Annotated in this window: 21 protein-coding genes; 9 read left to right on the top strand and 12 right to left on the bottom strand. The window is 74.6% G+C overall.

Annotated elements, in window-relative coordinates:
- Positions 1-120: 120 nt before the first annotated feature.
- On the bottom strand, positions 121-1,104 hold the full coding sequence (locus tag ACI79U_RS08310) for a ferritin-like domain-containing protein (protein ID WP_457069766.1): 984 nt from the start codon (positions 1,102-1,104) through the stop codon (positions 121-123).
- A gap of 194 nt (positions 1,105-1,298) precedes the next feature.
- Here ACI79U_RS08310 and ACI79U_RS08305 point away from each other — a divergent pair, with 194 nt between their 5' ends.
- Positions 1,299-2,099: a TetR/AcrR family transcriptional regulator C-terminal domain-containing protein gene (locus ACI79U_RS08305; protein ID WP_457069764.1), complete on the top strand. Its 801-nt coding sequence runs from the start codon at positions 1,299-1,301 to the stop codon at positions 2,097-2,099.
- A gap of 69 nt (positions 2,100-2,168) precedes the next feature.
- Here ACI79U_RS08305 and ACI79U_RS08300 read toward each other — a convergent pair whose 3' ends face one another.
- Both ACI79U_RS08300 and ACI79U_RS08295 read right to left on the bottom strand, forming a co-directional pair.
- Positions 2,169-2,837: a response regulator gene (locus tag ACI79U_RS08300; protein ID WP_457069762.1), complete on the bottom strand. Its 669-nt coding sequence runs from the start codon at positions 2,835-2,837 to the stop codon at positions 2,169-2,171.
- A 13-nt stretch (positions 2,838-2,850) separates the two neighbouring features.
- Positions 2,851-4,635, bottom strand: coding sequence for a sensor histidine kinase (locus ACI79U_RS08295; RefSeq protein ID WP_457069760.1), 1,785 nt, complete (start codon positions 4,633-4,635; stop codon positions 2,851-2,853).
- Positions 4,636-4,678: 43 nt separating this feature from the next.
- Between ACI79U_RS08295 and ACI79U_RS08290 the strand changes: the two genes are divergently transcribed.
- The 5 genes from ACI79U_RS08290 to ACI79U_RS08270 all read left to right on the top strand — a co-directional run bounded on the left by ACI79U_RS08290 (position 4,679) and on the right by ACI79U_RS08270 (position 14,470).
- The gene (locus tag ACI79U_RS08290; RefSeq protein ID WP_457069758.1) at positions 4,679-6,094 is read left to right on the top strand and encodes a cation:dicarboxylate symporter family transporter; all 1,416 of its coding nucleotides are present in this window, start codon (positions 4,679-4,681) and stop codon (positions 6,092-6,094) included.
- 252 nt (positions 6,095-6,346) lie between these two features.
- Complete coding sequence (locus ACI79U_RS08285; protein WP_457069756.1) at positions 6,347-7,174, top strand: DUF2382 domain-containing protein; 828 nt, start codon at positions 6,347-6,349, stop codon at positions 7,172-7,174.
- Between the two features lie 79 nt (positions 7,175-7,253).
- On the top strand, positions 7,254-7,904 hold the full coding sequence (locus tag ACI79U_RS08280) for a hypothetical protein (protein WP_457069754.1): 651 nt from the start codon (positions 7,254-7,256) through the stop codon (positions 7,902-7,904).
- Between the two features lie 168 nt (positions 7,905-8,072).
- A complete protein-coding gene (locus tag ACI79U_RS08275; protein ID WP_457069752.1) occupies positions 8,073-8,312 on the top strand; it encodes a hypothetical protein in 240 nt (79 codons plus the stop codon).
- A gap of 101 nt (positions 8,313-8,413) precedes the next feature.
- Positions 8,414-14,470 carry a DUF3320 domain-containing protein gene (locus ACI79U_RS08270; protein WP_457069750.1) on the top strand — a complete coding sequence of 2,019 codons (6,057 nt, stop codon included), beginning with the start codon at positions 8,414-8,416 and terminating at the stop codon, positions 14,468-14,470.
- Positions 14,471-14,498: 28 nt separating this feature from the next.
- On the opposite strand, the gene ACI79U_RS08265 is transcribed toward ACI79U_RS08270, so the two are convergent.
- From ACI79U_RS08265 to ACI79U_RS08245, 5 genes are all read right to left on the bottom strand, one after another.
- A complete protein-coding gene (locus ACI79U_RS08265) occupies positions 14,499-15,092 on the bottom strand; it encodes an HD domain-containing protein (protein WP_457069748.1) in 594 nt (197 codons plus the stop codon).
- A 108-nt stretch (positions 15,093-15,200) separates the two neighbouring features.
- A complete protein-coding gene (locus tag ACI79U_RS08260; protein WP_457069746.1) occupies positions 15,201-15,359 on the bottom strand; it encodes a hypothetical protein in 159 nt (52 codons plus the stop codon).
- Between the two features lie 276 nt (positions 15,360-15,635).
- On the bottom strand, positions 15,636-16,319 hold the full coding sequence (locus ACI79U_RS08255; RefSeq protein ID WP_457069744.1) for a hypothetical protein: 684 nt from the start codon (positions 16,317-16,319) through the stop codon (positions 15,636-15,638).
- A 61-nt stretch (positions 16,320-16,380) separates the two neighbouring features.
- Entirely contained in the window at positions 16,381-17,349 is a 969-nt protein-coding gene (locus ACI79U_RS08250; RefSeq protein WP_457069742.1) for a TIGR03557 family F420-dependent LLM class oxidoreductase, read from the bottom strand.
- A 76-nt stretch (positions 17,350-17,425) separates the two neighbouring features.
- Entirely contained in the window at positions 17,426-18,235 is an 810-nt protein-coding gene (locus tag ACI79U_RS08245; RefSeq protein WP_457069740.1) for a transglycosylase domain-containing protein, read from the bottom strand.
- A gap of 228 nt (positions 18,236-18,463) precedes the next feature.
- Here ACI79U_RS08245 and ACI79U_RS08240 point away from each other — a divergent pair, with 228 nt between their 5' ends.
- Entirely contained in the window at positions 18,464-19,627 is a 1,164-nt protein-coding gene (locus ACI79U_RS08240; protein WP_457069738.1) for an RtcB family protein, read from the top strand.
- Between the two features lie 114 nt (positions 19,628-19,741).
- Here the strand turns inward: ACI79U_RS08240 and ACI79U_RS08235 are convergent, their stop codons facing one another.
- Positions 19,742-20,212, bottom strand: a complete 471-nt coding sequence (locus ACI79U_RS08235) for an NUDIX domain-containing protein (protein ID WP_457069736.1) — start codon at positions 20,210-20,212, stop codon at positions 19,742-19,744.
- 49 nt (positions 20,213-20,261) lie between these two features.
- On the bottom strand, positions 20,262-21,992 hold the full coding sequence (locus ACI79U_RS08230) for a metallophosphoesterase family protein (RefSeq protein ID WP_457069734.1): 1,731 nt from the start codon (positions 21,990-21,992) through the stop codon (positions 20,262-20,264).
- Between the two features lie 349 nt (positions 21,993-22,341).
- Here ACI79U_RS08230 and ACI79U_RS08225 point away from each other — a divergent pair, with 349 nt between their 5' ends.
- Positions 22,342-22,911, top strand: a complete 570-nt coding sequence (locus ACI79U_RS08225; RefSeq protein WP_457069732.1) for a hypothetical protein — start codon at positions 22,342-22,344, stop codon at positions 22,909-22,911.
- A gap of 440 nt (positions 22,912-23,351) precedes the next feature.
- Positions 23,352-23,813: a hypothetical protein gene (locus ACI79U_RS08220; RefSeq protein ID WP_457069730.1), complete on the top strand. Its 462-nt coding sequence runs from the start codon at positions 23,352-23,354 to the stop codon at positions 23,811-23,813.
- 106 nt (positions 23,814-23,919) lie between these two features.
- Here ACI79U_RS08220 and ACI79U_RS08215 read toward each other — a convergent pair whose 3' ends face one another.
- Positions 23,920-24,981, bottom strand: a complete 1,062-nt coding sequence (locus tag ACI79U_RS08215) for a DUF3048 domain-containing protein (protein ID WP_457069728.1) — start codon at positions 24,979-24,981, stop codon at positions 23,920-23,922.
- Positions 24,982-25,173: 192 nt separating this feature from the next.
- Positions 25,174-25,611, bottom strand: coding sequence for a hypothetical protein (locus ACI79U_RS08210; RefSeq protein ID WP_457069726.1), 438 nt, complete (start codon positions 25,609-25,611; stop codon positions 25,174-25,176).
- Positions 25,612-25,907 lie beyond the last annotated feature (296 nt).

The following is a 25,907-nucleotide window of genomic DNA, read 5'->3' as shown; positions in this document are numbered from 1 at the left end:
GCGCCTTCGCATAACCGTGATGCACACGACACCTGCCCGCAACGGGCGGTCGTGCCGGTGGGTGAGCGGCCGGGGACGCCCGGCCCGCGCCCGGACGGACTCGGGCCGGGCGGACCCGGGTCAGTCGGGCACGCCGACGGCGTCCTTGGCCAGCGCCGCGAGCCGGGTCTGGGTCGCGCTGACCACGCCGGAGCGCGCCTTGTGCGTCTCCTCGTAGCGGATGACCGTGTTCACGTCGGCGGGGTCGTCGAGCTGCTGGACCGCGCGGGCGATCTGCGCGGTCGACATCGAGTCGTAGCCGGGGATGGGCAGCTCCTCGGCGGTGACGTCGCCGAGCTCCCGCCGGGTCGCGGCGACCGCCTCGGCGGCCTCGGTGTCGCCCTCGCGCTGGGCGATCCGCTCGGCGCGGCGCAAGGAGGCGAGCCGGCCCACGGTGAGCGTCTCGCGCACCGCGCCGGTGAACGCCGTCGCCCGGCCGCGGACGTCGTCCACCACGCTGGTCAGCGTGCCGCCGGCGGAGTCGCCGGCGTGCTGGGCGCTGCCGACGGCGCGGTTGACCGTGCCGGCCGCGACCCGGACCGGCAGGTTGACCAGCTTGCTCGCGCCACCGGCCACCTTCTGGAACGGGGTGGCCCGCAGCGCGGCCGGCCCGCCGAGCGCCTGCTCGGCCAGCACCACGGTGAGCCACTCGACGGTCGCGGAGTGCGCCGTGATCAGCCGCTCGGCGAGCTCGGCCACGGCCGGCTGCTCGGCGGTCTGGGCGAGCACCTTCAGGTAGGTGGCGCGGTCGAGCAGCTGGTGCTCCAGCTGCAGGTCGCCCAGCAGCGCCTCGTCGATCGGCTCGGCCTGGTCCAGGGTGCCCTTGACCAGTGCGGTCAGCCGGCCGACGACCGGCGCGACGACGTCGCCGGTGCCGGAGAGCGCGCGCAGCTGCTCGGTGATGGCCGCGGCGCGTTCGACGGCGTGCTCGGCGTTCTGCTGCAGTTCCCGGCGCACCGCGTCGGTGCGCGCCTGGGTGGTCCGGATCCGGGCGATCTGCTCCTCGGTCCGGGTGAGGGTGAGCAGTGCGCGGAGCTGGGTGATGAGCGTGGTCTGGTCGGTCACGAGGACTCCCGGGTCGGCGGATGGCCTGACGTGGCACCGGTACCCGCGCCCACCCGTCGCTAACAACTGCAAGCACCGTGCTAGCGGCGCGGGCATCGAGTCCCCGGGGTGGGGTAGTCGCCGAGGGACGTGACCGGTGACCTCGAGCAACGGGGGACACTGGCCGCGGGGGCAAGTCGAGGAGACGGGCAGTGGTGGAGAAGACGACCGACGACGAGTGCGACCCCGACCTGGTGGCGGTGACCGAGGGCACCGATGCCGCCAGCGAGCTGACCCGTCCGGCGGGGCTGGACCGCGAGCGGATCCTGCAGGCGGCGATCGGCTTCATCGACGAGCACGGCCTGAGCGCGCTGACCATGCGCCGGCTGGGTGCGGCGCTGGGCGTGGAGGCGATGGCCCTCTACCGGTACGTGCCCGGCCGGGAGGACCTGCTCGACGGCGTGGTGGACAGAGTCGTGGAGAGCCTGTTCGACGACGACGACGAGCCCGACGACCTCCGTCTGGACCACGCCAGCGGGTGGCAGGACTACCTGATGCGGCTGGGCCACGGGGTGCGCCGGATCGCCCTGGCCCACCCGGCGGTCTTCCCGCTGGTGGCCAGCCGGCCCCCGGCCGCGCCGTGGGTCCGTCCGCCGCTGCGCAGCCTGCGGATGGTCGAGGCGTTCCTCCGCATGCTGTGCGACAGCGGCTTCTCCGACCAGGCCGCCGTCGCCGCCTACCGGGCCTACTCCAGCTTCCTGCTCGGACACCTGCTGCTGGAGGTCACCCAGATCGGCGCGCAGGTGAGCCTGCTCGACCAGCCGGAGGGCGATCCGGAGGCCCAGCGGGCCACCGACCTGACCGACTACCCGGCCCTGCTGCGCACCGAGCCGCTGCTGTCCCAGGACAAGTCGGCCGCGGAGTTCGAGGAGGCGCTGGAGAACCTGCTCGACCGGCTGGAGCGGGTGCTGCACGAGGCGAGGAACTCCGACGACGGCTCGGTCCTCGACCTCTGACGGGGACCTCTGCCAAGGGCCTCTGGCGGGGGCCTCCGACGGGACCGCCGAGCAGCCGGCCGGCGCCGGTCACCGCCAGCGGTACTCGTGCTCCGGCCGACCGGCGCCGCCGTAGCGGGGCACCCGGTCGGCCACCCCGCTCTCGGCGAGGTACTCGAGGTACCGGCGCGCGGTGATCCGCGAGACGCCCACGAGGGCGGCGAGCTCGGTGGCCGACAGCCCGTCCCCGCCGCGCAGCGCCGCGACCACGCGGTCCAGCGTCTCCCGGCCCATCCCCTTCGGCAGCGCCGCGGGCAGCGGTGCCCGCACCGCGGCGAGGGCCCGGTCGACGTCGTCCTGGCCGGCCACCTCTCCCCCGCTGCGCAGCCGCTCCCGGTACTCGGCGTACGTGGTCAGCCGGTCGCGCAGCGTCGGGTAGGTGAACGGTTTGAGCAGGTAGCCGACGACGCCCTGGGCCGCCGCCGCCCGCACCGTGGCCAGCTCTCGGGCAGAGGTCACCGCCAGCACGTCGACGTCCGCGCCGGCACCGCGGATCCGCCGGCACAGCTCCAGGCCGGTGGTGTCGGGCAGGTTCATGTCCAGCAGCACCAGGTCGACCCGCACCCGGGCCAGCGCGTCCAGCGCGACGGCGCCGGTGCCGGCCACCGCCGCGGTGGCGAAGCCCGGCGTGCGGTCGACGTAGGCACGGTGCGCCTCGGCGGCCACCGGCTCGTCCTCGACCACGAGCACCGCGATCACGCCCGCCCCCCGTTCACGCCGGCACCCCGTTCAGGCCCGCACCCGGTTCCCGCCGCACCTCGGCGCCGGCCCGCACCGGCAGCGACACCTCGAACCGGGCACCGGGGCCCGGCCGGCAGTCCAGCGTGCCCCCGAGCCGGCGGACCGCCGCGGCGACCAGCGCCAGGCCCAGACCCCGACCCGGTCCCTGTCCCTGACCCCGACCCGGGCCGGCGCCCGCCCCGTCGGCACCCTTCGTCGTCCACCCGCGCCGGAAGACGTCGTCCAGGTGCTCCGCGGGCACGCCGGGACCGGTGTCCTCGACCCGGATCTCCAGCCGCTCCTCCTCGGTCCACACCGCCACCTGCACCTCGCGCGGCGGGTCGCCGGCCAGGGCGGCCTCGACGCCGTTGTCGACCAGGTTGCCCACGATCGTGACCAGGTCACCGGCGGGCAGCCCGGTCGCGGTCACCGCGGTGACCGGGTCGATCTCCAGCCGCACCCCGCGCTCGTGGGCAGCCGCGGCCTTGCCCAGCAGCAGGGCGGCGAGCACCGGCTCCTCGACGGCGGCGACCACCCGGTCGGTGAGCTCCTGGGCGGTGGCCAGCTCGGCGACGGCGAATCGCACGGCCTCGTCGGTCCGGCCGAGCTCGACCAGGGAGACGGTGGTGTGCAGCCGGTTGGCGGCCTCGTGGGCCTGGGCGCGCAGCGCCTCGGCGAACGCCCGCACGCTGTCCAGCTCCCCGGTCAGCGTCTGCAGCTCGGTGTGGTCGCGCAGGGTCACCACCACCCCGGCCGACCGGCCGGGCGCACGGGCCGCCGCCTGGTTGACCACCAGCACCCGGCTTCCCGTCACGTGCACCTCGTCGACCGCCGGCCGTTGCCCGGCCAGCAGCTCGGTGAGCTCCGCGGGCAGCGCGAGCTCCTCGATCCGCCGCCCGGTGGGGTCACCGTCGAGCTGGAGCAGACGGCGGGCCTCGTCGTTGACCAACTGCACGCGCCGGTCCCCGCCCACCAGCAGCAGCCCCTCGCGCACCGCGTGCAGCACCGCCTCGTGGTATTCCAGCGCGCGGCCGATCTCCCGGGCGGAGAGGTCGTGGGTCTGCCGTCGCAGCCGCCGGCTCAGCGCCCAGCTGCCGGCCGCGCCGACGGCGAGCGCCGCGACCGCCGTCCCGACCACGCCGGGCAGGGCCGCGGTCAGGTCCGCACCGATCCGATCCACCGTGATCCCCGCCGACACCAGGGCGATGACCTCGCCGCGCTCGTCCCGCACCGGGCCGGTGGCGCGCACCGAGGGCCCCAGCGTGCCGGTGTAGGTCTCGGTGAAGGTGTCACCGGCCAGCGCCGGCGCGATGGTGCCCAGGAAGGGCCGGCCGATCTGGGCCTGGTCGGGGTGCGTGTAGCGGGTCCGGTCGGGCGCGAGCACGGTGATGAACCCGAGGCCGGCCTCGGTCCGCACCTGCTCGACGTAGGTCTGCAGCCGGGCGGTCGGGTCGGGGCCCCGGACGGCGTCGCGCACCAGCGGGGAGGAGCTCAGGCTCTCCACCACCGCGGTCGTCCGGGCCTCCGCCGCCTCCACCACCGACTCCCGCGCGTCCAGCCAGGCGACCACCGCCGACGTCAGCACGACGACGGCGACGACCAGCGCCTGCAGGAGCAGCAGCCGGCGGGCCAGGCCGGGCTCCCGCCGGCGTCGGCTCGGCTCGCGGGTGCGCACCGGTGCAGTGTCCCCACCGGACCGGGTGCCGCACCGGCCGGTGAACGAAATGAACGAATGGGTGACCCGGGTCACGGCGTGCCGCAGGGTGCGGGAGACCATCCCGGAGCTCCCCGCTCCCCCGGCCGACTCCACAGGAGCAGTCTTGGCCTCGAGCACCGACACCCAGCCCCCACCACCGGCGAAGCGGCGCGACCGCACCCACTGGCTCTACCTGGCGGTGATCGCCGCGGTCATCCTCGGCATCGCCGTCGGCTTCGTCCTCCCCGAGTTCGCCACGGACCTCAAGTGGCTCGGCACGGCGTTCGTCGGGCTGATCAAGATGATGATCGCCCCGGTCATCTTCTGCACCATCGTGCTCGGCATCGGGTCGATCCGGCAGGCGGCCAAGGTGGGCCGGGTCGGCGGGCTGGCGCTGGGCTACTTCCTGCTGATGTCCACCGTGGCGCTGGCCATCGGTCTGCTGGTGGGCAACCTGCTGCACCCCGGCGACGGCCTGCAGCTCAGCGACGAGCTCGCCGGTGAGGGCGCCCGGCTGGCCTCCCAGGCTGAGGAGAGCGGCGGCACGACCGACTTCCTGCTCGGGCTCATCCCGGAGACGCTGGTCTCGGCGCTGACCGACGGCTCGGTGCTGCAGGCGCTGCTGGTCGCGCTGCTGGTCGGGTTCGCCATCCAGGCGATGGGGCGCTCCGGCGAACCGCTGCTGCGCGGCATCGGGCACTTCCAGAAGCTGGTCTTCCGGGTGCTCGCGATGATCATGTGGGTCGCGCCGATCGGCGCCTTCGGGGCGATCGCCGCGGTGGTCGGCGAGACCGGTGTCGACGCGCTGACCAGCCTGGCGGTGATCATGCTCGGCTTCTACGCCACCTGCCTGCTGTTCGTGGTCGTCGTCCTCGGGACGCTGCTGCGCCTGGTCGCCGGGGTGAACCTGTTCACCCTGCTCCGCTACCTGGGCCGGGAGTTCCTGCTGATCGTCTCCACCTCCTCCTCGGAGACGGCGCTGCCGCGGCTGATCGCGAAGATGGAGCACGCCGGGGTGAGCAAGCCGGTCGCCGGGATCGTGGTGCCGACCGGGTACTCCTTCAACCTCGACGGCACCGCGATCTACCTGACCATGGCCTCGCTGTTCATCGCCTCGGCGCTGGGCGACCCGCTGTCGGTGGGCGAGCAGATCGGGCTGCTGGTCTTCATGATCATCGCCTCCAAGGGCGCGGCCGGGGTCACCGGCGCCGGCCTGGCCACGCTGGCCGGCGGGCTGGCCGCGCACAAGCCGGAGCTGCTGGACGGCGTCGGCTTCATCGTCGGCATCGACCGGTTCATGTCCGAGGCCCGCGCGCTGACCAACTTCGCCGGCAACGCGGTGGCCACCGTGCTCATCGCCACCTGGACCCGGGAGCTGGACCGCCCGCAGCTCGACGCGGTGCTCGGCGGCCGTCGGCCGTTCGACGAGGCGACGATGCTCGACCCGGAGGACGACGAGCCGCCCGCGTCGGCGACCAACGCCGGTCCGGGCCAGGCCGACGCCGGCCGCGCCCAGCGCGAGGTGGCCCTCCCGCACTGACCGTGCGGATCCCCCTGCCAGGAGGGGCACAGCGGCGCCGTCCCGGACATCCCGGGGCGGCGCCGCTGTGCGTCCGGGGCCGGGCCGGTGACGTCAGCGCGTGACCGCGCCACACCGTTTCCGCGATGGACACCCCGGGGTTGTTTACGGCGTAAACGAGCGGGCTACCAGAGGTCCGCCAGGGCAGCCGGCGCGCACGTCGCGAGGCCACCCGGGCCGCATCCGCACCCCCTTTCGCTTGAGGAGACATCCGTGATCACCGAGCAGGACATCCACTCCGTCATCGGCACGACCGCCGTGGACGCCGACGGCGACAAGCTCGGCAAGGTCGGCCAGGTCTACCTGGACGACTCGACCGGCCGCCCCGAGTGGGCCACCGTGAGCACCGGCCTGTTCGGCACGTCGGAGACGTTCGTCCCGCTGGCCGACGCCCAGTTCGCCGACGGCGCCCTGCGCGTGCCGTACCAGAAGGCCAAGGTCAAGGACGCGCCGCGGATGGACGCCGACTCCGGCCACCTGAGCCCCGACGAGGAGGCCGAGCTCTACCGCTACTACGGCGTGGGCACGGGCACCGAGACCGGGACCGCGGGCCGGACCCAGGGCACGGCCGGCTTCGACGACACCACCGCCGGCCGCACCACCGACACCAACCGGCACGGCACCACCGGGCACGACACCTCCGGCCCCACCACCGACGAGGCGATGACCCGCTCGGAGGAGCAGCTCCGGGTCGGCACCCAGCAGGTCGAGGCCGGCAAGGCCCGGCTGCGCAAGTACGTCGTCACCGAGAACGTGACCACCACCGTCCCGGTCTCCCACGAGGAGGTCCGGCTCGAGCGCGAGCCGATCACCGACGCCAACCGCGAGGCCGCCCTCGACGGCCCGGCGATCTCCGAGGAGGAGCACGAGGTGACGCTGCACGCCGAGCGCCCGGTGGTCGCCAAGGAGACCGTCCCGGTCGAGCGCGTCCGGCTGGACACCGAGACGGTCACCGGCCAGGAGACGGTCAGCGACTCGGTGCGCAAGGAGCAGATCGAGGCCGACACCGACGGCCGCAGCGAGGGTCGCTCCACCCGCTGACCCCACCCCCGGGCCGACGGGTGACCGCACCCGCCGGCCCGGGGTCCACCCCACCCGGCCCCACCCCTCGGAGAAACCCATGGCCACCAGCTCGTCACCCGATCCCGCCGGCGCCGCCACCAACGCCCGGGACACGGAGTTCCGCAACAACTCCGCCGCCGGTGCCCGCGCCACCAGGGGCACCGCCCGCGACGCGGTCGACGCCCAGCACGACCGCTTCGGCGGGATCAAGTGGGGCGCGGCCTTCTTCGGCTGGCTGTCCGCCAACGGCCTGGCCGTGCTGCTGATCGCCGCGATCTCCGCCGCGGGCGTCGCCATCGGCCTCACCGAGGGCCTGGACACCGACCAGGTCACCGAGCAGCCCGGCACCGTCGGCATCGGCGGCGGCATCGCGCTGCTGGTGGTGCTGTTCCTGGCCTACCTCGCCGGCGGGTACGTCGCCGGCCGGATGGCCCGCTTCGACGGCGTCCGCCAGGGCATCGCCGTCTGGGTCGTCGGGCTGCTCGTGGTGATCGTGCTCGCCGTCCTCGGCGCCGTGCTCGGCGCGGAGTACAACGTGCTGTCGCAGCTGAACCTGCCGCGCATCCCGGTCGACGAGGGCACCGCCACCACCGCCGGGATCATCGCCCTGGTCGCCGTCCTGGTGGTCACGCTGATCGGCGCGATCCTCGGCGGCAAGCTCGGCGACCGCTTCCACCGCAAGGTCGACCGCGCGGGCTTCAACGCCTGACCGGCACCCCCCGCGCACCTCGTCACCGCCGTCGGCCCGCACCGGGCCGGCGGCGGTGGCGCGTCCGCGCCCGTTCGGTGGGGCGCCTGGGGACGCTGGGGCACCGGCCCCGGGGTCACCCGCGTGTTGATCGCCGGAACGCCGCCGCCGTCTCACATGGTGGCGGGCATGGGATTCACCTACCGCACGGGGCGCGCCGTGATGATGGTCGGGTCCGTGTCGGACCCGGCCGGTCAGCAGCCCCGGCTCATCGGCCCCGCGCACGCCACGCTGGGGCTCCGCGGCGCCCGCGGCCGCACCGCGCTGTGCGGCGTGTACGTCGCCCGCGACGAGCAGGTCCCCTGGCCCCCGCAGCCCGAGGTCTGCGACTCGCTCTGCCCCGCCTGCAGTCAGCTCGCCCTGCTCTGAGACCGGTGCCATCGGCCCCCACCAGACACCTGCCGTCACACCGGCACCACGTGTCGGCCGGGTGCGCCGGACCGGTCCGTCCGAACCGGTAGACAGTGCCCATGGGGAACGTCGCCGACCTGCAGCACGAGGCCGATGTGCCCGTTCCGCCGCCCGCCGAGGACCCCCTCCACCCGCCCGCTGAGCACCCGGTCTCCCTGGAGCTCACCGCCGTCCCCGTGCTCAGCTCCGCGCTGGCGCACAACGGGGTGCCGGTCGTCTCCCGGCTGGTGGTGCACAGTGCCACCACCGTCCGCGGCGCGACCGTGCGGCTGTCGGTGACCGACGACGGCGGGCCGGTCGGTCCCCCGGTCGAGCGGCTGGTCGACCTGGCGGCCGGGCACACCACCGTCGTCGGGGACGTGGGGCTCGCCCTGGACGCCGGTGCCCTGCTGCAGCTGCCCGACCGCCGGTCCGGCTGGGTCCGCGTCGAGCTGACCGCCGCGGGCCGCACCCTGGCGTCCCGGCGGATCCCGGTGCACGTGCTCGCCCCGGGGCAGTGGCTGGCCACTCCCCTGCCGCTGGCGCTGGAGCTGCTGGCCGCGCACGTGCTGCCGCACGACCCGGCGATCGACCGCCTGCTCGACGACGCCTGCGACCTGCTGGAGGAGGGCACCGGCAGCCGCGCGCTCTCCGGCTACGACGAGGGCCCCGAGCGGGTCGACGAGGTGGTCGACGCGCTGGTCTGGGCGATGCGCCGGTGCAGCGTGCGGCCCACGCTGCCGCCGGTGAGCTGGACCGACGTCGGCCAGGTCGTGCGCACCCCGGGCGAGGTGCTCGCCGGCGGCGTCGGCACCAGCCTGGACACCACGCTCACCCTCGCCGCCGCCTGCGAGCGGGCCGGCGTCCGGCCGCTGGTCTGGGTCGCCGACGGCCACGCCTTCTGCGGGTACTGGCGCGAGGAGCGCAGCGCCGAGACCGCAGCCACCACCGACCTCGCCGGCCTGGTCGGCCTGGTCGACCTCGGGGTCATCCGGCTGGTGGAGACGACGCTGCTGGCCGCCGGCGGGAACAACGTCGCCGACCTGCACCGCCCGGCCCACGCCGCCTGGCTCTCCGGCGACCTCGGCCGGCTGCTGGGCGTCACCGACGTCGCCCGCGCCCGCCGGGAGGGTGTCCGCGCCCTGCCGGTGCGCACCGCCGACGGCGAGCTCCTGCCGGAGCCCCGGCCCGCCACCGGCCCGGCGGCCACCGCCGAGGACGGGCCGGCGCCGTCGGCACCCGGGGGCCGGCCCGGGCCGCCCGCGCGCGTCCAGCAGTGGAAGAACGCGCTGCTGGACCTGGGCCTGCGCAACCGGCTGATCAACTACGGGGAGCGCGCCGGCGTCCCGCTGACCGTGCCGCACGACGCGCTGCCGCTGCTCGAGGAGCTGCTCACCGGCGGCAGCACGCTCACCCTGCTGCCGGCCGACGCGCTCTCCGGCGTGCAGCGCGAGCGCGGCGTGCGCGCGGCCCGCGAGCTGCCCGGCGACCTGCTCACCGAGATCCTGACCGAGCGCCGCAGCGTGCACACCGACGTCCCCGGGAGCGGGTACCTCCCCCGGCTGCGCGGCCTGGCGCACCGGGCCCGCACGGTGGTCGAGGAGACCGGCGCGAACAACCTGTACCTGGCGCTGGGCAGCCTGGTCTGGGAGGCCGACGGCCGCCCGCTGCGCTCGCCCGTGGTGCTGCTGCCGGTGCTGCTGAGCCCGGCCTCGCGCACCGGCGCCTACCGGCTGACCGTCGACGAGGCCGGCGTCGCCGCCCCGAACTGGTGCCTGCTGGAGAAGCTGCGCCGGCTGCACGGGCTGACCGTGCCGGGCCTGGCCGAGGGCGCCGACGGCGTGCGGCTGGGCACCGCCCTGCAGGCGGTGCGCGAGGCGCTGGCCGCGCGCGACCTGCCGTGGCGGGTGGAGCCGACGGCCGACCTGGCGGTGCTGCAGTTCGCCAAGCACCGGCTCTGGCAGGACCTCGACGCCCACTGGGCCGACTTCGCCCGCAACCCGCTGGTCGCCCACCTGGTCCACGACCCGAACGGCCCCTTCGCCGATCCGGCGCCGGACACCGCCGGGGCGGTCGACCTCGACGAGCTGGCCGCCGGGTGCCCGGTGCCGGCCGACGCCTCGCAGCTGCGCGCGGTCGCCGAGGCGGTCGCCGGGCGCACCTTCGTGCTGGAGGGCCCGCCCGGCACCGGCAAGTCGCAGACCATCACCAACCTGCTCACCCGGGCGGTCGCCGAGGGCAAGCGGGTGCTGTTCGTCGCCGAGAAGCGCGCCGCGCTGGACGTGGTGGCCCGGCGGCTGGACGCCGTCGGCATGGGCCCGTTCGCGCTGGACCTGCACGACGAGGGCAGCCGGCCGGCCGTCGTCCGGGCGCAGATCCGGGCGGCGCTGGACCACGCGGTGGAGGTCGACGAGCAGGGCCTGGCCGCCGACGCGGAGGACCTGCGCTCGGCCCGCCGGAGCCTGGACCGCTACGCCGAGCGGCTGCACGCGCCCAACCCGGCCGGGCTGTCGTACTACTCGGCGCGCACCGCCGTGCTGGCCGCCGGGGACGCGGTCCGGCCGCTGCCGGTGCCACCGGTCTTCGCCGGCCAGGCCGACGCCGACACGGTCACCGCGGTGCGCCGCGCGCTGGCGCTGCTGCCGGACATCGCCGACCTGGCCCGCCCCTCGGCCGGCCACGCGTGGGCGTTCCTGGACACGGTGGACATCGACATCGAGGTGGTGCAGCGGGCCGCCGTCGCCGTCGACACCGCCATCCGGCAGCTGCCCGGCGAGGGCGCGCTGGCCGCGGTGCTGCGGGCGGTCCGCACCCCGGAGGACCTGGAGGACCTGGCGCACCTGCTGGCCGGGCCGCCGCTGGGCCTGGACGTGCTCGACCAGGTGCGCAGCCCCCGCTGGGCGGCCGCCACCGACGACCTGCTCGCCGACGTCGAGGCGCTGGCCGCGGCCGGTTCCCCCGCGTTCGACGTCGTCACCCCCGAGGCGCTCGGCCTGCCGCTGGGCGAGCTGTTCGTGCAGGCGCAGGAGGCCGCCGCCGGCTCCCTCCTGGGCCGGCGCGGCAAGCTCGCCGAGGTGCGCGGCCGGTTCGCCGGGGTGCTGCGCGACGGCGCGACGCTGCGCACCAAGGACGTGCCCGAGCTGACCGCGACGCTGCGCGCCGCGCAGACGGCCGTGCAGGCCCTGGCCGCCCGCGCCACCGCCGTCCCCGGACTGCAGGTACCGGCCGGCTGGACCCCGTTCACCGACGCCGGCCGCACCCTGCTGGCGGCCGAGGCCCGCTGGCTGCGGCGGGCCGCGGCGACCGCCGACGGGACGACCGGGCTGGCCGGGGCGGTGCGCCGGTTCCTGGCCGCCACGCCAGCCACCGACCCCGCCGCGGCGCAACTGGTGCTCCGGCTGCGCGACGCGGTCACCGCGCTGCTGACCGCGTGCTCCAGCACGTCGGCGCAGCTCGCGGCCTGGAGCGGCGAGCAGGGGCTGGTGCTGCACTGGACGATGACCCGCCCCGAGCGGGGCGTGGAGTACGTGCACCCGATGTCGCTGCGACGCTGGGTGAGCCTGCTGGACACCCTGGAGCCGCTGCGGCTGTCCGGGCTCGCCGAGGCCCGCCGGTTGCTGGTGCACGGCGAGCTGCCCGCCGGGGACGCGGTGCGCGCCTTCGACCGCGGCCTGGCCGAGGCGTCGCTCGCCGAGCGCCGGGCCGCCACCGGACTGAGCGCCTTCGACGCCGGCCGGCACGAGGCGACGATCGACCGGTTCGCCGCGGCGTCGCGGGCGGTCCGGTCGCACCTGACCTGCGCCGTGCCCGCCGGGGTGCTGGCCGCCCGGCCGTTCGACCCGGCGACCGGCGACAGCCGGGTGGGCGCGCTGCAGCGTGAGCTGAACCGGCAGCGCGGCGGGCTGGGCGTGCGCGGGTTGATCGCCGAGTACGGGGAGCTGGTCACCGCGGTGCTGCCCTGCGTGCTGGTCAGCCCCGACTCGGTGGCCCGCTTCTTCCCGGCCGACGCCGACCTGTTCGACCTGGTGGTCTTCGACGAGGCCTCGCAGATCCGCGTCGCCGACGCGATCGGCGCGCTGGGCCGGGCCCGCGCCGCGGTCGTCGTCGGTGACAGCAAGCAGCTGCCGCCGACGACGTTCGGTGACCCGTCCGCGGCCGACGAGGAACCGGCCGAGGACACCGTCGCCGACGAGGAGTCGATCCTGTCGGAGTGCGTGCAGGCCCGGGTGCCGCGGCAGTGGCTGTCCTGGCACTACCGCAGCCAGGACGAGACGCTGATCGCCTTCAGCAACGCCCAGTACTACGACAACCGGCTGGCCACCTTCCCGGCGCCGGCGCACGGCCGCGCGTCCGCGGGGCCCGGGGGCCGCGGGGTGTCGCTGGTGCAGGTGGACGGCACCTTCCACCGCACCGGGGGCGGCCGGCTGCTGCGGACCAACCCGGTGGAGGCAACGGCCGTGGTCGCGGAGGTGCTGCGCCGGTTCGAGGTGGCCGCGCCCGCGGTCCCCTCGATCGGGGTGGTCACCTTCAACGCGCCGCAACGGTCGTTGATCGAGGCCCAGCTGCGCGACAGCGGCGACCAGCGGGTGGTCGACGCGCTCGACCGCACCGACGGCGAGGGCGTGTTCGTGAAGAACCTGGAGAACGTGCAGGGCGACGAGCGGGACGTCGTGCTCTTCTCCACCGGCTTCAGCCCCGACGAGCGCGGGAACCTGCCGCTGAACTTCGGCCCGCTCAACCGGGCCGGGGGCGAGCGGCGGCTCAACGTGGCGGTCACCCGCGCCCGCCGCCAGGTGGTCGTCTTCACCTCGTTCGCCCCGGAGCAGCTGCGCGCGGAGCAGACCGCCTCGCTGGGCGTGCAGCACCTGCGCGCCTACCTGGACCTGGCGGCGCTGGGCACCGACGCGCTCCCGCGCGGGGCCCGCCCGGCCGGGGCGCCGGACCGGCACCGGGACGAGATCGCCACCGCGCTGCGGGAGCACAGACTGGTGGTCCGCACCGACGTCGGGCTGTCGGACTTCCGGGTCGACCTGACCGTCGCCCGGTCGGTCGCCCCGGACGCGCCGGTGCTCGCGGTGCTGCTGGACGGGCCCGCCTGGGCCCGGCGGAAGACGGTCGGTGACCGGGACGGCCTGCCGGTGGAGGTCCTCTCCGGGCTGCTGGGCTGGCCCGCGGTGGAGCGGGTCTGGCTGCCGACCTGGCTGGCCGACGCCGACGCCGTGGTCGACCGGCTGGTCGCCGCGGTCGACGCCACTCCGCTGCCCCGCCCCGTCGTCGTCGCGGAGCCGGTGGCCGTGGAGCCGGTGGCGGCTCCGGTGGTGGCTGCCCCGGCGGCTCCGGCGACTGCGGCCGGGCCGGCCGAGGACGCCGCGGACGAGGGCCCGCTGGCCGACGTCATCCCGATCCGTCCGGTGGCGCGGGCGGCGGAGCCGGCCGTCGAGGCCGCGGTCGAGATCGAGGTCAAGGAACCCGTCGTCGAGGAACCCGTCGCCGAGGAGCCGGCCCCCGTCGAGGACGCCGTGGCGACGCCGGCCGCGGTTGCGGTCGGGAGGCCGCGCAGCCGGTCGGCGACGCCGGCCGCCGCGCCGCTGGACGAGGAGCTGCCGTTCATCGCCTGGTCGCCCAGGACGGCCGGGGAGAAGGCGCTGCTCGACCAGCTGTCCGACCCGGCGGTCGCCCGGCTGGTCCGGCGGGTGCTGAACGCCGGCATCCGGGCCGAGGGTCCGGTGCACCGCGACCGGCTCGCCCGGCTGACCGGTGGCGCGTTCGGCCTCACCCGGGTCGGCAAGGCCCGGCGGGACGCGCTGATGGACCTGCTGCCGCCCAGCGCACTGCAGGGCGAGCACCTGTGGCCCAAGGGCACCGACCCGGCCGAGTGGACCTGGTTCCGCCGGCAGGCCACCGCCACCGAGCGGCCGCTCGAGCACGTGGCCCCGCGCGAGATCGGCAACGCGATGGTCGCCCTCACCCGGGCGGCCGGGAGCCTCGCCGGTGACGAGCTGCGGGCGCGCACCGCGGAGGTCTTCGGGCACCGCCGTCGCACCCCGGCGATCGAGTCGGTGCTCGAGGCCGCGCTGCAGGCGGCCGTCGAGGCCGGCCGGCTGACGGTCGCCACCGACGGGACCGTCACCGGCTGACCCGTTCGCTCGTCCCAGGACGGTGCGGTCAGCGGTCCAGCGGATTGGCCCGGACCCGCTGGGCGAACCCGCCCGCGACGAACTGCCCGGCGAGCGAGGCGGGCTTGCGCCGGGCCTGCGCGGTGAAGCAGCCGAGGAACTCCTCGGCCAACCCGATCCGCGGGTGGCGGGCCAGCACCTCCGTGCGGATGGCGGCCGGCCAGTCCTCGGGCCGCCGGCCGGAGACGTCCAGGCCGGTCGCCAGTTCGAGCAGGTGTCCCTCCGGGTCGGCCTCGACGTCGACCTCGGCCGCCATGTGCGCGACGATCACGTCGGAGACCCGGCGCCGCCGGTCGGCGCTCCAGCCCGCGCCGGCGGCGAAGACCCAGGCGATCGCGCCCCCGGCCTCCTCGAACGGCTCGGTGGCGCTGTCGAACACCGGCACCAGACCGAGGTCGTGCAGCATCGCGGCGACGTAGAGCAGTTCGGCGTCGAAGTCGATGCCGTGCGCCTGGCCGTACGCCGCGGCCCAGAGGTACGAGCGGTCGCAGTGGGCCAGCAACGCGGGCGAGGAGAAGGCCGCGGGCACCTCGCGGGCAGCGCGGGCGGCGGCGGAGCTGGGCAGCGGGACGTCGAGGGGCACGGACGGCAGTCTCGCCGCCGTCCGTGCCCTCAGCTCGCGGTTCCCCGCCCCGTGGCAGGAACGCTGCGGAGGTCGGCAGGATGACCCGCCGTCCCCCCGCTCACGGGGTCAGCCGCGGCGCGTGCCGCTCGACTTGCCACCGCTCTTGCCGCGGTTGGTCAACGACGAGAACGCGCTCTTGAGCTTCTGCTGGTTCTGCGGCTTGCGCGCCTCGTTCATCGCCTTCTTCGCCACGCCGGCCTTGGCCATCTTGCCGAACAGCCCCATGACTGCCTCCTCACGTCTCGCTGCGGTTGAAACTGGTGGGTGCCCCGGGGGGCGCTGCCCCAACCACCGCCGGTCACGACTTCCGGTCCACCGCCTCCAGGTGGCTCCGGGAGTCGCGGAGCCCCGGGGCGAGCGCGCGGGTGCCGGCCACGTCGCCGGTGAAGGCGGTGGCGTGGGGTCAGCGCGGCATCAGCGTGGGACATGAGGACCTCCGCAAGACCCGTGGATCAGGTCCTGTGGTCACACGTGCTCGACCAACGTCTCCGGTCAGTACACCTAGCCGGTGGCGGCGGGCCGGGCGTCCTCTCCGGTCCCGGCCTCGTCGTCCCCGTCGTCGTCCCCGGCCCCGTCGTCGTCCTCGTCCTCGTCGTCCTCCTCGCTGTCCCGGGCGAGCAGGTAGGTCGCGCCGCCGAGCAACGCCCCGGCCAGCACCGACAGCACCACGACCACCGGGGTGTCGATCGGACCGACCACCGCGGTCAGCAGCGACCGGGACCGCGACGTCGGGTCGGCCAGCACCACCCCGACGAAGACGGCGACCAGCGTCCCGGCGATCCCGGCGAACAGGTGCGCGCCCCGGCCGGCCAGCCCCATCCGTGCGGCCAGCACCCGCGCGGCCCGCACGATCCGGCCGGCGCGCAGCACCCGCAGCGCACCGACCGTGCGGATCAGCCGCAGCACCTGCACCGGCCCGACGGCGAGCACGATCGCGACCACCACCCCGAGGGTGAGCAGCAGCATCCCGCGGTGGGCCCGGATCCAGGCACGCTTGTCCTCGGCCACCGACAGCAGCACGACCGACTCGGCCACCAGCACCAGGCCGCTGATGGCGTCGATGGTCCGGCCGGCGGTGCCCAGCGTGCCCCCGGCGAAGGTCAGGAACATCGCCGGGATCGAGGCCAGGGCAGCGATCAGCACCGGCAGCGCCAGCCGCCGTTCCCAGCGTTCCTCGCGGCTCATCGGTGACCGTCGCGGCGTCCGGGGGTGGTGCCCGCGCCGGCCGGCGGGGGCACCACCGGCATCAGGACGACGGGGTGAGGGACCGGACCCGCTCGATCAGCTCGTCCTTGCAGACCTGCATGAACCCCTCGGGGTCCGGGCCGGTGTTCTGCAGGACGAGGTGGTCGAAGCCGGCGTCGACGTAGGGCTGGGCCTGCTGCACGTGCGCATCGAGGTCGGGGCCGCAGGAGAACTGGCCCTTGATGTCCTCGGCGGTGACCGTGCTGCTCGCGGCGTCGAAGTTCACCGGGTTGGGCAGCTCGCTCATCACCGGCCAGCCGCTCAGCGCCCAGCGGCTCTTCTCCAGGGCCTCCTGCACGGCGGCGTCCTCGCTCTGCGCCCACGACATCGGCACCTCCGCGTACCGGGGCCCGCTCCCACCGTGCTCGGTGTAGGCCGTCACCAGCGACGGGTCGGCGTCGGTGGCGAACAGGCCGCTGCCGTGCTCGGCGGCCAGCTTCGCCGCGCCCGGCCCACCGGCGGCGACGGCGATCACCGGCAGCTGCTCGGGCAGGTCGAACACCCGGGCGTCCTCCAGGGTGAGGTACTTCCCCTCGTAGGACTGGTAGCCGCCCTGCCACAGCAGGTTGATGATCTCCAGCGCCTCGCGGAGCATGTGGTGCCGGATCCGCACGGCCGGCCAGCCGCCGCCGACGACGTGCTCGTTGAGCCGCTCACCGGAGCCGATGCCCAGGGTGAACCGGTTGCCGGAGATGATCTGCACGGTCGCCGCGGCCTGGGCGATCACCGCGGGGTGGTACCGGATCATCGGGCAGGTGACGCCGGTGGCGAGCTGGATCCGCGAGGTGCGCGCGGCCATGGCGCCCAGCATCGACCAGGTGAACCCGCTGTGGCCCTGCTCCTCCAGCCACGGGTGGTAGTGGTCGCTCAGCTCGACGAAGTCGAAGCCGGCCTCCTCGGCCGCCACCGTGTGCTCGATGATCTGCTGTGGGCCGAACGCCTCGGTGGCGAGCTTGTAGCCGACCTGCATGGGGTTCCCTCCGTCATCTCCGCTGTCGCCTGCCCGGTGCCCGGGCGGCGCGCGGCAGAAACGGCGGGGCGCCGGGTCAGCCGCCGGTCAGCGCCCAGTCGTCGGCGGCGACGTCGTCGGCCTCGGCCCGGGTCAGCTCCCCGACGTCCACCAGCCGGTCGAGCACGTGCGCCTGCCGGGCGGCCGCCCGCTCCGGGTACTCCAGCGGGTCGTAGGCGCTGGGCGCCTGCAGCAGCCCGGCGAGCAGGCTGGCCTGCGCCCAGCTCAGCTCGTCCGGCGCCCGGCCGAAGTAGCCCTGGGCGGCGTCGACCACCCCGGTGAAACCGTGGCCGAAGTAGGCGTCGTCGAGGTACATCCGCAGCAGGTCCTCCTTGGACCACTCGGCGTCCAGCTTCAGCGCGAGCACCACCGCCGACACCCGGTCGAGCACCCCGGCCTCACCGTTCTCGTAGACGTTCTTGGCCAGCTGCTGGTTCAGCGTCGACCCGCCGAGGTCCTCCCCGGTCACCGCACCGATCGGCGCCCGCAGCGCACCCCGCCAGTCGATCCCGACGTGGTCGGCGAACCGGCTGTCCTCGGTGGCCAGCACGGCGGCCACCACCCGCTCAGGCAGCTCGCCCGCCAGCGGGGTGGCGCTGGCGTCGGCCAGCCGCTCGGTGACCCGGTCCCGCGCGTCACCGACGTCCGGGGTCACCACCCAGGCCACGCCGAGCAACGCGACACCGAGGACGGCCAGGACCAGCGCGGCCGCGATCAGCCGGCGCACCAGCCGGGCCCACCACGGGCGCCTGCGCGCGGGCCGGGCGTCCGGGCGCTGGTCCGCCGAGGACACCACGCCGTCGTCCTCCTGCCGGGGGCGGGAGGCGGCCGGGTGGTGTGCGAGCACGGGAGTTCTCCTCGGTCGGTGCGGTGGACGATCCCAAGTCCACCCCGTCCAGCCCTCCCCGCGCGTCCGCCCGTCGGGTGATTGTGCGCCGTCCGCGGGTCCGCCCCCGGGCTGATCGTGCGTCCGGCGTCCAAGGCCGGGTAAAGGGCGTGCACGACCCGCGGTCAGCGCGTTGACTGCACCGGCTGCGCAGCGCCACCCCTCCCCCGACGGAGAAGAGAAAGGACCATGGAGCAGATCAACGGACGCCTGCTGAGCTGGGCGTCCATCCTCGAGCCGAGCACCCGCGAGCAGGCCGAGCGGACCGCGACGATGCCGTTCATCCAGCCCTACCTGGCGCTGATGCCCGACGCCCACCTCGGCAAGGGCGCGACCGTCGGCTCGGTCATCCCGACCGAGGGCGCGATCATCCCGGCCGCGGTCGGGGTCGACATCGGCTGCGGGATGAGCGCCGTGCGCACCCAGTTCGACGCCGCCGACCTCGCCGGCCGCGACCTCAGCGTGCTGCACGGGCAGATCTCGCGGTCGGTCCCGCTGTCGGCCGGGCGCTACAACAAGCAGGTGCGGTCGACCGCCGAGCCGCGCGTCGCGGAGCTGCGGGCGCTGCCCGGCGCCGACCAGGCGAACGGGGCAGCGGGCAACTGGCCGCTGCAGCTGGGATCCCTCGGTTCGGGCAACCACTTCATCGAGGTGTCGCTGGACGAGCAGGACCGGGTCTGGCTCTTCCTGCACTCCGGCTCGCGCGGCGTGGGCAACAAGCTGGCGTCGGTGCACATCCGCCGGGCGCAGGAGTGGTGCCGGGCGCAGGGCATCGAGCTGCCCGACCGGGACCTCGCCTACCTGGTGGAGGGGACGCCGGAGTTCGACGCCTACATCGAGGCCCTGCGCTGGGCGCAGCGGTTCGCCTGGCTGAACCGCGAGGAGATGATGGACCGCGTCGTCGAGCAGGTGGGGCGGTTCCTGCGGGAGGACGTCGAGCGGCTGGAGACGGTGCAGTGCCACCACAACTACACCGAGCGGGAGCGGCACGCCGGACGTGACGTGTGGCTGTCCCGCAAGGGCGCCATCTCCGCGCGGAAGGGCCAGCCGGGGCTGATCCCGGGGTCGATGGGCGCGGCGTCCTACGTGGTCGAGGGGCTGGGCAACGAGGCGGCGCTGATGTCCTCACCGCACGGCGCGGGCCGCAACCACTCGCGCAACGCGGCACGGCGGCTGTTCAGCCGGTCGGACCTGGACGCGCGGATGGCCGGCATCGCCTGGGGGCACTCGGACGCCTTCCTCGACGAGCACCCGAACGCCTACAAGGACATCGACGTCGTCATGCGCGACGCCGCCGACCTGGTGGACATTCGGCACACGCTGCGCCAGGTGGTGAACGTCAAGGGCGACTAGCCCCGACCGTTTCACCAAAGTGGCCACTTTGGCGCGCCTTCCTTTTCGCCAAAGTGGCCACTTCGGCGTCCCGCTCGGGCGCCGAAGTGGCCACTTCGGCGCGGGAGGCGGCGCTCAGGGCTGGGCGAGGTGGGCGGCCAGGCGGTCGAGGAAGACGACCTGCCCCTTCACCAGCTTGCCCCGGGCGGTGTCCAGGTCGAACCAGGCGGCGCGGTCGATCTCGGGGAACTCCTGCATCCGCCCGGAGCGCGGTGGCCACTCGAGGGAGAAGGTGTTGCTCACCGCGGCGTCGGCGTCCAGGTCGCCCTCGGCGGCCCAGACGGCGAGCACCTTGCTGCTGGTCACCCGGGCCTCGCCCAGCGGCGCGAACTCCTCCGCCGGCACCGGCGACCCGAGTTCCTCGGCGAACTCCCGCAGCGCGACGGCGAACGGGTCCTCCCCGGGTGCGAGCTCGCCCTTCGGGATCGACCAGCCGCCGTCGTCCCGGCGCGCCCAGAACGGCCCGCCCATGTGCCCGATCAGCACCTCGGGGCCGGCCGCTCCGGATCGGTGGAGCAGGATCCCGGCGCTGCGTCTGGCTGGCACCGGCCCAGTCTGCGTGGTGTCAGTCGGCGCGGTGTCAGTCGGCGCGGTGTCAGTCGGCGGTCGGCCAGGGGCGCTCGTCGCTGATGCCCAGGTCGACGGCGCAGGTGCGGTCGGGGTCGATGTCCTGCGGGCGGAAGAAGACGGTGGAGGCGGTGACGTCGTCGCCGAACGCCTCCGGAGCCCGCGGCACCTCGGCCGCCGTGGCCGGGTCGGTGAGGACGGCGGTGTCCTCCGGGGTCACCTGGAACCGCATGATCCGGGTGAACTGACAGGCCTCGGAGACGAAGCCGATGGAGAAGCTGATCGGCGGCCGGTCCTCGCCGCGGACGATGTTGTCCAGGCCGCCCGCGCCGGTGGAGCCCTCGATCAGGTTGATCGTCCCGTCGTCGCCCTGCAGCTCGTCGCTGGCGTTCTGCCGGTGCACGTGGCCGGAGACGGTCAGCCGCACGTCGTTCTCCAGCACCTCCCGCACCTCCTCGGCGGCGACCGGCTCGTGGACGGCGAAGACGTCGATCGGGGTGGTGTCGATGGCCTCGCCGTCGCCGTCGCCGCCCGCGACGGCTCCGTCGACGGGCGGGCTGCCGTCCGCGGGCGGGCCACCGTTCGCCGCCGGGCCCGCGGTCGTGGGAGCGGCCACCGCCGTGGGGGCGTCCACCTCGAGGGCTTCCTGGACGGCGCGCCGCTGCAGCGGTTCGACGACCGACGCCGCGTCGGCGCCGTACTCGCCGGGGCCTCCGTAGACCCGGGGGTCGGGGAGGCCGGCGACGGTGAGGCCGAAGGCGTCGACGAGGCCGGCGGTGACGTCGAACCCGTCGGCGGTGGTGGTCTTGCTGCCGAGCACGGTGACCCCGGGGATCGTGCGCATGACGCGCTCGGTGTCCGGCGAGTCGTGGTTGCCGGCGATCCAGAGCATCGGGGTCTCCGCGGTGACCGCCCGTAGCGCGTCCAGGTAGCCGGGGGTCAGCTCGAAGGCGGGGCCGAAGGCGCCCTCGTCCCCGGTGTTGATGATCAGGTCGACGTCGTAGGTGGCGGCGTACTGGGCAACCAGCGGGTAGTTGGCCGCCAGGTGCATGTCGGAGATGTACATGATCTGCAGCGCCGGCTGCGGGGTCTGGCTGTCCTCGACCTGGGACTGCAGCTCGGCCTGGATACCGACCACCGAACCGAGCACGTCGAGGGCCTTGGACCGCTGCGAGTAGTACTGGCTCAGCTGCTCGGGGAACAGCTGAGCGGCGGCCAGTGAGCCGGTGAGCCGTGACTCACGCACCCAGTCGGGGTTGTAGCTGACGATGCCGTAGACGGAGACGGCGGCCAGGGCCAGCCCCGCGGCGCCCAGTTGCTTGGCCCGGTGCCGCAGTTCGGACGGTCGGCGGGGCCGGCCGCGCAGGTACCGGACGGACATGTTGACGGCCGCGGCGGCGGCCAGACCGAAGGCGATACCGATGAGGGCCTCGGCGAGCAGCCAGGTGGCGATCCGTGGCACCTGGGCGGCGAAGTCGGCCTGCAGCCGTTCGACGAAGGCGGGTAGATCACCGGCGGCGGCGCGGGTGATCTGCAGGATGTCGACGTCCTCCGGCGAGATGTGCACGCCGATGGGGAGGTCGACGAAGTCGGGGAACTCCCAGTTGCCCAGGGTGGTGTCGGCCGACAGGACCGGGCGGTTGAAGAGGCTTCCCTGCACCTCGAACGGGATGCCCTGGACCGTGGCGTGGTAGGGGAAGGCCTGCAGCGCGGCGGCTGCCCCGAGGAGCGGGAGCGCGATCCGGAGTGCCCAGCGCATGACGACACTGAGCACGCGGGCAGAGACGTGCCCGGCCCTGCGGACCACCTGCCGGCCCCTCTCCCCCCTCGTCGGCGGGAAGGGCAGCGGAAGCTGGTCGCCGGGGTCGGCCTGTCGAGACATCCGGGCCATTGTCCGTGGTGGGACGACGATCCGCCGCGATCACGCCGCTACGTGACTGAACCGATGCGTGCGTTCGGGCCGAAGTCGGTGGGACGCCCCGTTCCCCTGCCTCCCGGAGCGGGGCGTTCGCATGCCTGTCCACAGATCGGGTGACGACGGCGGCGGCCGGGCGGCGTAGCTGCGTAGTCTCCCGGCAACTGTGCGCAGGCACTCGGGAGGACGACGGATGCGGCGGGTTCGACTGGCGGCGGCGCTGACCATCGGTGCGGCGGTGCTGACGGGCTGCTCGAGCGAGCAGCAGGCCAACCAGACACTGCCGTCGATGAGCAGCACGACGGCTTCGGCTGACGCGCTGCCGCCACTGGGCCCACCGGACTTCCCGATGCCGGATGAGGCGCGGGAGATGACCCCCGAGGGCGCCGAAGCCGGCCTCCGCTACTACCTCGACCTGATCACCCACCAGGCGAACGTAGGCGGGGAGGCTTTGAGAGACCTGAGTCGCGACTGCGACTTTTGCAACTTCCTCGCCCAGCGAGCCGACGAGGATGCTGCGACAGGATTCCACTCTGCGGGCGGAGAGGTGACTATCGATCTGTCAGGCCCCCCTGCAATTCGTGGAAACATCGCCGAAGCCGCCTTTTCCTTAGAGCAGGCCCCGATCACCGTCGTCGATAGGAGCGGACAGCCTGTTCCTGATCGCGGCTCTGGTCTCGTCACGGGCGTGAGCGTTGGCGCAAGCATGACTTGGAGCTCCAGTCAGCAGTACTGGGTCGTGAATCAGCTCCTGGTGAACTAGTGAGGGGCCCGTGGAGCATCGCCCTGATAGGGACCATCATCTTGGCGAGCCTCGCGCCAGCCTGGCCAGCAAAGGCATGCGGCGTATGGGACTGCCCAGAAAGTCCTACAGCCAGCTTCGGCAGGGGAACGATCACCGCCAGCGTCGTCTCTGGCGCGCCCGGATCCGCGCTGCGCAATGCAAGCAATGGAGTCCCTGCTGAGTGGACGTACTACCTCGCGCGGCCCTGTGATCTCACGGACGGGCCACTCGGTGGCTGTGAACGAGGTGCGGCTGCGTGCGAACCGGTGGACGGCCGGCTGATCATCGGGGTCATCGTCCTCCGCCAGCGAGTGGCTCAGGCTGACGGCCGCGAGATCGATGGAATCGAGCCGACCAACGGAACGGACGCTGGAGAGCCCTACGGCCCCACCGTCAACGAGGGCTTCTCGTGTGTGGACGTGACGGACCTGAACCCGCCGCCGTCGCCGGATGAGGTGTTCCGCTACTTCCAGACCCTGCCGCTGCCGGAGCTCGCGACCCGCCAGCAGCCACCGGGCAACGCCCTCACCAACCTGCCGGTCATCTTCTACACCGACAGCCCGGCGATCCAGACCTTCACCGTCGACATCCGGGGCTTCAGCGTGGTCATCGTCGCCACCGCCACCGGCTACACCTGGCACACCGGCGACGGCGCCACTCTCACCACCGACCACCCCGGCGCCCCGTACCCGGACCACTCGATCACCCACGAGTACGACTCGGGCACCTACACCGCGAACCTCACCACCACGTGGGGCGCGACCTTCTCCGTCGACGGCGGCGTCCAGGCCGACGTCCCCGGCACCACCACGACCGACGGCCCACCGGTCAGCTTCACCGTCCTGCAGGCCCGCCCGGTGCTCACCAACCCCTACGACTGATCACCGGGGAAGGCTGCTGGCGATCTAGTGCTCTGCTCACCCGGGGTGAGCAGAGCACTAGATCGCTGGACGTGCTCCTCGGGTCGCCGTCGCACGAAGTGGGTTCTCAGCCGACGACGACGTCCCCGGTGCCGTTGGGCACCAGCTCGACCCACGTGTTACCCGCCCCCAGCTGCACCGGCATGCCGTCGGGCCCAATCAGGATCACCCGGTCGGCGACGCCGGCCTTGGTCCAGGTCGCCTGCAGGGTGTGCCCACCGGTCGCCACCACCGCGGCACCCGTCCCGGTCAGCACCGTCTCCGGCACCGGGTTGCCGGCCGGGTCCAGGTAGCTGGTGTTCTGCACGTCGACCCGCAGCACCACGACGTTCACCGCCCGCAGCGGCGTCCCATCGGCCTCGACCGCCGGCGTGGTGCCCTCGGCACGGACCCACCGGCCGTCCGGCGGGCTCCAGGTCCACTGGGGCCGGCTCACCCCGGTCAGCTTCAGCTGCACCGTCGTCGCCGGGGCACCAGCGAGGACGGCGGTGGGCTGGGCACCCGCACCGGCCACCTCGAACGCCGGCGGAGGCGGCGCGAGGTGCCCGGCATCGGCCTGGCCGACCAGCGCCGCCGGGTCGGCGTAGACGTTGTGCGGCGCGGAACGGGTGCTGATCCGCATGAACCCGGGTGCCCCGGCGTCCTGGCTGATCACCTGAAGCCCAGCGGCGGCCACGGCGTCGATGAACGGCCGCTGCCCGCCGGAGAACGCGAACAGGCCGTGCAACGGGCCGGCGATCGCGGCATCCATCGGCCGCACCGAGCGCACCGGCCCGATCTGCGGCGGCAACGTGGAGTGGTAGACGGCGACGTAGCGGGTGATGCCGCCCTCGACGACCTCTTCCCAGACCATGTCGGCGGCGTTGAGCCCGGTCTGCGGCCGCGCGGAGACGGAGTTCTCGATCTTCACCGCGAGCGCCGGGCGGGGCGGCACCGCACCGCTCTCCACCCCGGTCAGCGGCCACAGCACCGGAGGTGGCGGCGGCGGTGGCGGGGCGGACGTCGTGGGCGCCGGCTCGGCCACCGGTGCGGTTCCCCCACCGCAGCCGACCGCGCCGGCCAGCACCGCGCCGATCAGCAGGGCGGCTCGGAGGACGCGACGGGGACGCCGGACGGCGGGGTGGTGCACGGGAGGAGCCTGCTCTCGGTCGGCGGCGCAGCGGATCGACGTCCACGCTAGGTGGGTGGGCAGCCGCCACCGGTCAGGCTGCACGCGCCGCCGTCCCACCCGACCCACTGGCCTGCACCGCCCCAGCCGAGCACCGGACGAACGACAGCGCCCCGCCGCCCGGATGGACGGCGGGGCGCTGGAGAGCGCGGGTCAGCGACCGGTGAAGGCGGCGACGCCGAACTGCTTGACGCCCTGCTCGTCCTCCTGGACGAGCACGGTGTAGGCCGAGCCGCCGATGATCGCGCTGCAGATGTCACCGTTGCACTCCACGGTCGACACCTCGGCGCCCTGCGCCGTCACCGACTCGCGGAACGCCGCCTCGGTCTCGGCGTTGCGGTCGGCGATCCGGTCGCGCCACAGGATCAGCCCGGTGATCGCCACCGCGACGACGATGACCGCCACCATCAGCGCGATCAGCGTGCCGGTGTGCCGGCTGACCCAGCTCGGCTCGCCCTCCTCACCGGAGGTCGGGTCCGCAGCGCCCGTGGTGTCGGCGGGGTCGGCCGCGGGGGCCGTCGTGGTGCCGGCGGCGGTCGCCCCCGGCTGGCCCGGGGTGTTCTCGGGCGTGATCGTGCCGTCGGTGCTCATGGGTGAGTGCCTCGTCCTGTCGGGTCTCGGGTCCGCGCCGCACGGGGACGCGGTTCCCTCGCTCGGCGCGCCGCTCCGGCGCTGCGCCGGGCGGGGTGACGCGGGGGCCGGCAGACCGGCCGCGTGATCCGGCCGACGCTCAGCCCTCCAGCTGACGGGCAGAACCATGCCACACGTTCCTGTGTCACCGGCGCGGGGGGGGGGGGGGCGCCGCCCCCCCCCCCCCCCCGGGCGGCGGGGGGGGGGGGGGGGGGGGCGGGGGGGGCGGGGGGGGGGGGGGCGGGGGGGGGGGGGGG

The sequence above is a fragment of the Modestobacter sp. SYSU DS0904 genome, assembly GCF_054051115.1.
Note: the sequence above shows the minus strand (reverse complement) of the source record. Positions and strands in the feature narration are given on the sequence as shown.

What these genes read in the sequence shown, in the direction of transcription:
- ACI79U_RS08295 (WP_457069760.1), bottom strand. Translation starts at nt 4,635, where the DNA reads ATGGTCTCCCGCACCCTGCGGCACGCCGTGACCCGGGTCACCCATTCG.
- ACI79U_RS08280 (WP_457069754.1), top strand. Translation starts at nt 7,254, where the DNA reads ATGGCCACCAGCTCGTCACCCGATCCCGCCGGCGCCGCCACCAACGCC.
- ACI79U_RS08275 (WP_457069752.1), top strand. Translation starts at nt 8,073, where the DNA reads ATGGGATTCACCTACCGCACGGGGCGCGCCGTGATGATGGTCGGGTCC.
- ACI79U_RS08270 (WP_457069750.1), top strand. Translation starts at nt 8,414, where the DNA reads ATGGGGAACGTCGCCGACCTGCAGCACGAGGCCGATGTGCCCGTTCCG.
- ACI79U_RS08260 (WP_457069746.1), bottom strand. Translation starts at nt 15,359, where the DNA reads ATGGGGCTGTTCGGCAAGATGGCCAAGGCCGGCGTGGCGAAGAAGGCG.
- ACI79U_RS08255 (WP_457069744.1), bottom strand. Translation starts at nt 16,319, where the DNA reads ATGAGCCGCGAGGAACGCTGGGAACGGCGGCTGGCGCTGCCGGTGCTG.
- ACI79U_RS08250 (WP_457069742.1), bottom strand. Translation starts at nt 17,349, where the DNA reads ATGCAGGTCGGCTACAAGCTCGCCACCGAGGCGTTCGGCCCACAGCAG.
- ACI79U_RS08240 (WP_457069738.1), top strand. Translation starts at nt 18,464, where the DNA reads ATGGAGCAGATCAACGGACGCCTGCTGAGCTGGGCGTCCATCCTCGAG.
- ACI79U_RS08230 (WP_457069734.1), bottom strand. Translation starts at nt 21,992, where the DNA reads ATGCGCTGGGCACTCCGGATCGCGCTCCCGCTCCTCGGGGCAGCCGCC.
- ACI79U_RS08225 (WP_457069732.1), top strand. Translation starts at nt 22,342, where the DNA reads ATGCGGCGGGTTCGACTGGCGGCGGCGCTGACCATCGGTGCGGCGGTG.
- ACI79U_RS08210 (WP_457069726.1), bottom strand. Translation starts at nt 25,611, where the DNA reads ATGAGCACCGACGGCACGATCACGCCCGAGAACACCCCGGGCCAGCCG.